This is a genomic window from Roseovarius sp., assembly GCF_018066915.1.
Classification (GTDB): domain Bacteria; phylum Pseudomonadota; class Alphaproteobacteria; order Rhodobacterales; family Rhodobacteraceae; genus Roseovarius.
Window position 1 is genome coordinate 1 of sequence record NZ_JAGPVV010000094.1, and the last position, 7,102, is coordinate 7,102.

A 7,102-nucleotide genomic window follows, 5' to 3' on the forward strand; every position below is an offset into this window, starting at 1 on the left:
ATGGCCGAGGTGGCGGGCAAATCCATCCCCGAGGTGGGCACAACCATGTTCCGCCCGCCCTACACCCCCACCGCCATCGGCGCCTTTGCAGGCCGCGCGCGCGGCAAGGATTTCCGCCCCACCCGCAAGACCCCGAGCCATTTCTGGGCCGAGGAACAGGGGGCCGTGTTTGTCGAGGTCGGCATGTGGCTGCGCGCGCAATGGTTCCCGCGTCCGGGCGAAACCCACTGGCGGCAGAGCGTGGACCGCGAGGTGCTGCAAACCCGCCGCTCGGTTGGCATCTGCGATGTGACCACCTTGGGCAAGATCGACGTGCAAGGGGCCGATGCCGCCGCCTTCCTCAACAAGATCTATTGCAACGCCTTCGCCAAACTACCCGTCGGGCGCACCCGTTACGGCCTCATGCTGCGCGAGGACGGCATTGCCATGGACGACGGCACCGCCGCGCGTCTGGCCGAGGATCACTTCGTGGTCACAACCACCACCGCCAATGCGGTCACGGTCTATCGCCACATGGAATTCGTGCGCCAATGCCTCTGCCCCGACATGGATGTGCAACTCATCTCCACGACCGAGGCTTGGGCGCAATACTCCGTCGCAGGCCCCAACGCCCGCAACCTCCTGCAAAAGGTGGTGGACCCCGAATTCGACCTCTCGAACGAGGGTTTCCCCTTCATGGCCTGCGGCGAGATCACCGTTTGCGGTGGCCTGCCCGCGCGTCTTTTCCGCATCTCCTTCTCGGGCGAACTGGCCTATGAAATCGCCGTGCCCACCCGCTACGGCGATGCCATGATCCGCCGCTTGATGGAGGCGGGGCGCGAGTTTGACGTGGTGGCTTATGGCACCGAGGCACTTGGCGTCATGCGCATCGAAAAGGGTCACGCCGCAGGCAACGAACTCAATGGCACCACCACAGCCCTCAACCTCGGGATGGGCAAAATGGTCTCGACCAACAAGGATTCGATCGGCGCTGTGCTCTCGCGCCGCGAGGGTCTCAATGCGCCGGACGCGCTGCGCCTTGTCGGCCTGCGCCCGGTGGACCGCTCCAAACCGGTGCCCGCCGGCGCGCATCTGATGACAAAGGGCAGCCCGGTCGATGCAGCCCATGATCAGGGCTATGTGACCTCCGCCTGCTACTCGCCCAATCTCGGGCATGCAATCGCGCTGGCCTTGCTCAAATCGGGCGATACCCGCATGGGCGAGACCCTGCGCCTCGTCTCGCCCCTGACCGGCGTCGATCACGAGGTCGAAGTTGTCAGCGCCCATTTTGTCGATCCAGAAGGAGAGCGCCTCCGTGCATGATCTCATCGCCATCACCCCGCTCGGGGCGACCCGTCCCCGTATCGACAGCCACGGCCCCGTGACCTTGACCGAAGTCACCGACCGCGCGCTCGCCTCCGTCGCGGCCCGTCTCGGACACGAGGCGCAGACAAGCGCGCTCATAGCCTCCCTGATCGGTGCCCCGGCCCCCGGCCCCGCCCGCATGGGCGGCACTGATCTCATGGCCTTCTGGATGGGACCGGATCAATGGATGCTTTCAGCGCCGATTGAGACCCACGAGGATTTGGCCGAACGGATCAAGGCAGAGGCCAAGGGCACCGCCAGCATCACCGACCAAACCGGCGCATGGTGCCGCTTTGACCTCAGCGGCGACGGATTGGCCGATGTTCTGGAACGCCTCACCAACGCCAACACCCGCGCCTTCTCAGGCGGCGAGGCGCAGCGCACGGCGGTCGAGCATATGGGCTGCTTCCTCTTGTGCCACAACCCGCGCCACATCTCGGTGATCGGCCCCCGCTCTTCAGCGGATTCGCTGCATCACGCCCTGCTCACCGCGATGCGCTCGGCACATTAACCCCGTCCCGGGCTCGCCCCGGGACCTCACCCCAAACCAAACGCCGACGCGCCCCAGCCCTAGCCCTCCAGCGCCTGCGCCAGATCGGCGATCAGGTCGCCCGCATCCTCGATCCCCACCGAAAACCGCAACAGCCCCTCGGGGATGCCCGTATGCGGCTCAATCGTGTGGCGATGCTCCACAAGGCTCTCGACCCCGCCCAGCGACGTCGCGCGATGGAAAAGCTGCAACCGCCCCGCCACCTGCAACGCCCGCTCGCGTCCGCCCGTAAGCACGGCAGAGAGCAGATACCCATAGCCGCCGCACATCTGCCGCGCGGCAATGGCATGGCCCGCATGGCTCTCCAATCCGGGGTAAAACACCGTCTCAACCCCCGCATGCCCCTCCAGATACCTGGCCACCGCCAGCGCATTCTCGCACATCCGCTCCATCCTGAGCGGCAGCGTGCGCATGCCCCGCATCAAGAGCCACGCCTCGAACGGCCCCATCACCGCCCCCGCATCATGCCGGTCGGTCACGACCTCTTGCCACATCGGATTGCTCGGCTCGCGGCAGGACAGCACGCCCGCCAGAACATCCGAATGACCGTTGAGCGCCTTGGTCCCCGAATGCATCACAATATCCGCGCCCAGATCCAGCGCCCGCGTCAAGACCGGCGTCGCCGCCGTGCCATCGACCACCAGAATCGCCCCCGCCTTATGCGCCATGCCCGCCGCTGTTGCGATCTCGACCGTTTTCAACCACGGGTTCGACGGTGTCTCGATCCACACCATATCCGCCGAGGACCGGCACGCCGCAGCCAACGCGCCGGGATCAGAGGCATCAATCTCGTCGAGCAGGATGGCGCGGCGCACGCAATAGGCCCGCACCCATTTGAGCGTCCCCCAATAAATGCCGGTCTGCATCACCACCCGCGCGCCACTGGGCAGCGCCCGAAACACCGCCGCCACCGCCGCCATGCCGCTTGGAAAGAGCAGCGTCGCCGCAGCCCCCTCCAATTGCCGGATCACCTCTTCGGCCTGCCGCACCGTGTCATTCTGACCGCGCCCATAAATGTTGTCCGGCCGTAGCAACACGTAATCGGCATCCCGCCCGTAGGTCGTAGAGAGCGAGATCCCCGGCACCACGCCGCCCGTGGCGGTATCCGTGGCCCCCGCCGCCTGCGCGGCAATCGTCGCGGGCTTCAACTGATCATTCTTCATGCGTCGATCTTTCCATGTTCCATCGTGAATAGCCGCCCCGGCCCCCATCCTCGTGCATCAGCCCCGGCCCGGCCCAGCATATCCCAAAAGAGCGCCTGATTCGAGGTGACGACCGGCAGGCCCAATTCCGCCTCAACCGCCTCGATCACCCCAAAGCTGCGCAGATTGGTGCAACTGGCAAACACCGCCTCTACGCCCGGCATCCGCCCCGCCTCCAGCATCGCGCAGCGTGTGCTGGCCTCGGTGATCCGCGCCACGGTCCAATCCTCTTTCTGCCCGAAACTGACAGCATGGAGCACCTCGATCCCCGCCAGCCCAAGCGCCGCCGCCATCGGCCCGCTGACCTCGCGCACATAGGGCGTTACCATCGCGATCCGCCGCACCTGCAACCGATGCAGCGCCGCAATCACCGCACTCAGCGGATTGCTCACCGGCACACCCGGATGCGCCAGATGGATCAGCCGCGCCACCTCGTCCGATCCGATGATCGTGGCCCCCGAGGTGCAGGCATAGGCCACCGCCCGCAACCCGCGCGGCAAGAGCGCCGCCGTGCGCGTCATCTCGGGCGCCATGCTCGCCAGATCCTCGGGCGTCACATCGGCCTTCGCCGGAATACGCGCATGCATGAGGTTCACATCCCGCCCCGCCAGCACCATCCGCGCCTCATATTCCACCGTTTCATCGGTGCTGAGCATGATCATCCCAAGCCGCAACCCGGCCCCCGCCCCCTCGTCCAGATCATACCGCATCACAGCCCCTCCACCCGGCTAATCGTTCCACCTGACACCGCCGCGCGCACCCCCGTGGTGCTGGCACAGGAGGTGGGCAGCCCCCGCGCCACCCGCACCGCCAGATAGGCAAAGGCCTGCGCCTCCAGCATATCGCCATCGAGCCCCACCGCCTCGACCGGCTCCACCGGACAATCGAGGGCGGCGCGCAGCATCTGCATCATCACGGCGTTATGCCGCCCGCCCCCCGTCACCAGCAATCGCGCGGGCGGGCGCGGGCAATGCTCCATGCCCCGCAGCACCGCCGCCGCCGCCATGCCGGTCAGCGTCGCCACCGCATCGGCATCGCCCAACTCTCCCACCAGCCCGATCATGTCGGCAAAGGTGTCCCGGTCCAGCGACTTGGGCGGCATCCGCATGAAATAGGGCTCGTCGAGAAATAACTCCAACGCGCCTTGCGCCACCTCGCCCTGACGCGCCAGGGCCCCATCGCGGTCAAAGGCCTCTCCCCGCCGCGCCAGCATCAGATCGTTGATGGGCGCATTGGCAGGTCCGGTATCAAACGCCAGAATGGCCCCCGCCTCCTCTGGCCGCGCATAGCTCGGATCAACCCAGGTGATATTGCCCACGCCCCCGAGGTTCAGAAACGCCAGCGGCTCTTGCGCCCCGATCCATTTGGCACAGGCGAAATGGAAAAACGGGGCCAGCGGCGCACCTTCGCCCCCCAGCCGAATATCCGCGCTGCGAAAATCCCAGACCACCGGCAGGCCCAAACCCTCGGCCAGCCGCGCGCCATCGCCCAACTGATGCGTGCCCCGCCCGCGCGGCTCATGCGCCAGCGTCTGCCCGTGAAACCCCACCAGCGCGGCACCCTCGAACCGGTTCAAAACCTCCAGATGCGCACCCTCGACCAGCGTTTGCGCCTCTTCCAGATCCTCGCCCGGCCACTTGCCCAACGCTGCCGCCAAAATCGCCTGCTCCTCGGCGGAATAGCCACGATAAGCGGTTGGGCCAAAGGCAAAAATCGTCTCGCCATCGGTCTCGACCATGGCCGCATCCACCCCATCCAAAGAGGTGCCCGACATCGCCCCCAACGCACAGAGGCGTTCCGCCTTCAACATGGCCTTTTCCTTTGCCCACCGACTGCATATACATGCCGCGCAAACCAAGCCGGGACAAGCATTATGACCTATCGCCCCAAATCCGATTTCCTGAACGTGATGACGTCGCGCGGCTATCTCGCCGACTGCACCGATTATCAGGGTTTGGACGAGGCGTTGAGTGCCGGAACCGTCACCGCCTATATCGGCTACGACGCCACGGCAAAATCTTTGCATGTCGGGCACTTGCTCAACATCATGATGCTGCGTTGGCTGCAAAAGACCGGGCACCGCCCCATCACCCTCATGGGCGGCGGCACCACCAAGGTGGGCGATCCCTCGTTCCGCTCGGATGAACGCCCGCTGCTGTCCCCGGCCCAGATCGACGAGAATATCGCCGGCATGAACCGCGTCTTTGCCCGCTACCTCGCCTATGGCGACGGCCCGCAAGAGGCGATGATGCTCAACAACGCCGAATGGCTCGACGGGCTCAACTACCTTGAATTCCTGCGCGACATCGGGCGGCATTTCTCGGTGAACCGGATGCTGTCCTTTGAATCGGTGAAATCGCGCCTCGACCGCGAGCAATCGCTCTCGTTCCTCGAATTCAACTACATGATCCTGCAAGCCTATGATTTTCTTGAATTGAACCGCCGTCACGGCTGCGTCCTGCAAATGGGCGGCTCGGATCAATGGGGCAATATCATCAACGGCATCGACCTCACCCGCCGCGTGATCGACCATGAGGTGTTTGGCCTCACCTCGCCGCTTCTGACCACCTCGGACGGGCGCAAGATGGGCAAATCAGCAGGCGGCGCTGTCTGGCTTTCGGCGGATATGCTCAGCCCGTATGAATTCTGGCAGTTCTGGCGCAACACCACCGACGCCGACACCGGGCGCTTCCTCAAACTCTACACCGAATTGCCGATCGAGGAATGCGACCGCCTTGGCGCTTTGGAAGGCTCCGAGATCAACGCCGCCAAGATCATTCTCGCCAACGAGGTCACAACCCTTCTGCACGGGGCCGAGGCAGCAGCGGCAGCCGAGGCCACAGCCCGCGAGGTGTTCGAACACGGCGGCGTGGGCGATGACCTCCCCACCGTCGAGGTGACAGCGGATGAACTCGCCGATGGGATTTCCATCGTGCAACTCATCGTGCGTGCCGGTCTCGCCAAATCCGGCAAAGAGGCCAAGCGCCTCATCACTGAAAACGGCGCGCGTTTGGATGACGAACCGTTAACCGACGCAGGCCTGATGATCGACGCCGCCGCCCTCAAATCGCCGATCAAGCTTTCGGCGGGCAAGAAACGTCATGCCCTCGTCAAGCTGACCGACTGAGGGCAAATTCGAACCCCGGACCTTACAAAATCAGCTTAAGATTTGTAAGGTCCGTAAGGTTCACCCCCGCCCGCGCAGCGCCTCTTTCAGCACGTCACGCACCGCCTCCGGCGGCACGTCCGAGGTGATGAACGCCTCCCCAATACCGCGTGCAAGGATAAAGCGCAGCTTGCCATCAACCACCTTCTTGTCCTGCCCCATGAGCGCGATCAGCCCATCGGCATCCGGCAATTCCCCTGCAATATCCGATAGATCAACCTTCATCTTCATGTCGCGGAAATGCGCCCGCACCCGGCTTGGGTCCTCCTGAGAGCAGAGGCCAAGCCGCGCCGACAGCTCGAACGCCAAGGCGCAACCAATCGCAACCCCCTCCCCATGCAAGAGCCGCGACCCATCATAGTGTGTCGCCGACTCCAGTGCATGACAAAATGTATGCCCCAGATTGAGCAACGCCCGGTCGCCCTGCTCGGTCTCATCGCGCGTCACGATCTCGGCTTTCATCTCGACCGATCGTTTGACCAGATGGATACGCGCTGCCATATCACCCGCTGCGGCACGTGAAGCGTTGCCTTCAAGCCATTGAAAGAAATCACTATCACCAAGAAGCCCGTATTTGGCGACCTCGCCATACCCGGCCAGATAATCGCGCTCCGTCAGCGTGCCCAAGACCTCCGTGTCGGCCAGAACAAGGCTCGGTTGGTGAAACGCCCCAATCAGGTTCTTGCCCTGTGGCGCGTTAATTCCTGTCTTTCCGCCCACCGAACTGTCCACCTGCGCCAGCAAACTCGTCGGAACCTGAACAAACCGCACGCCCCGCCGCAGCACCGCCGCCGCAAATCCCACGAGATCGCCGATCACGCCGCCGCCAAAGGCGATCAC

At 64.5% G+C, this 7,102-nt stretch carries 7 protein-coding genes; 3 read left to right on the forward strand and 4 right to left on the reverse strand.

The annotated features are described in order from the left end of the window. Together KBT70_RS05385 and KBT70_RS05390 are read left to right on the forward strand one after the other, a co-directional pair. On the forward strand, positions 1 to 1,302 hold a 1,302-nt coding region (locus tag KBT70_RS05385), incomplete at its 5' end, for a glycine cleavage T C-terminal barrel domain-containing protein (RefSeq protein ID WP_296629500.1). Continuing rightward, a complete protein-coding gene (locus KBT70_RS05390; RefSeq protein ID WP_296629501.1) occupies positions 1,295 to 1,855 on the forward strand; it encodes a sarcosine oxidase subunit gamma in 561 nt (186 codons plus the stop codon). The genes KBT70_RS05385 and KBT70_RS05390, both read left to right, overlap by 8 nt. A 59-nt stretch (positions 1,856 to 1,914) precedes the next feature. Here KBT70_RS05390 and KBT70_RS05395 read toward each other — a convergent pair whose 3' ends face one another. The 3 genes from KBT70_RS05395 to KBT70_RS05405 are packed head-to-tail and all read right to left on the reverse strand — an operon-like array spanning position 1,915 to position 4,906. Further along, complete coding sequence (locus tag KBT70_RS05395) at positions 1,915 to 3,057, reverse strand: aminotransferase class I/II-fold pyridoxal phosphate-dependent enzyme (protein WP_296629502.1); 1,143 nt, start codon at positions 3,055 to 3,057, stop codon at positions 1,915 to 1,917. Then, on the reverse strand, positions 3,054 to 3,806 hold the full coding sequence (locus tag KBT70_RS05400) for an Asp/Glu racemase (RefSeq protein ID WP_296629504.1): 753 nt from the start codon (positions 3,804 to 3,806) through the stop codon (positions 3,054 to 3,056). The genes KBT70_RS05395 and KBT70_RS05400 overlap by 4 nt, the downstream gene beginning before the upstream one ends. Next, positions 3,806 to 4,906 carry an anhydro-N-acetylmuramic acid kinase gene (locus KBT70_RS05405; protein ID WP_296629505.1) on the reverse strand — a complete coding sequence of 367 codons (1,101 nt, stop codon included), beginning with the start codon at positions 4,904 to 4,906 and terminating at the stop codon, positions 3,806 to 3,808. The genes KBT70_RS05400 and KBT70_RS05405 overlap by 1 nt, the downstream gene beginning before the upstream one ends. A gap of 63 nt (positions 4,907 to 4,969) precedes the next feature. Between KBT70_RS05405 and tyrS the strand changes: the two genes are divergently transcribed. Further along, positions 4,970 to 6,223: a tyrosine--tRNA ligase gene (gene tyrS / locus KBT70_RS05410; protein WP_296629507.1), complete on the forward strand. Its 1,254-nt coding sequence runs from the start codon at positions 4,970 to 4,972 to the stop codon at positions 6,221 to 6,223. Positions 6,224 to 6,283: 60 nt separating this feature from the next. Here the strand turns inward: tyrS and KBT70_RS05415 are convergent. Then, a partial coding sequence (locus KBT70_RS05415) for a 3-dehydroquinate synthase family protein (protein WP_296629508.1) occupies positions 6,284 to 7,102 on the reverse strand: 819 nt, incomplete at its 5' end.

Coding starts and splice junctions, on each gene's coding strand:
- KBT70_RS05395 (WP_296629502.1), bottom strand. CDS start 3,057: ATGAAGAATGATCAGTTGAAGCCCGCGACGATTGCCGCGCAGGCGGCG.
- KBT70_RS05400 (WP_296629504.1), bottom strand. CDS start 3,806: ATGCGGTATGATCTGGACGAGGGGGCGGGGGCCGGGTTGCGGCTTGGG.
- KBT70_RS05405 (WP_296629505.1), bottom strand. CDS start 4,906: ATGTTGAAGGCGGAACGCCTCTGTGCGTTGGGGGCGATGTCGGGCACC.
- tyrS (WP_296629507.1), top strand. CDS start 4,970: ATGACCTATCGCCCCAAATCCGATTTCCTGAACGTGATGACGTCGCGC.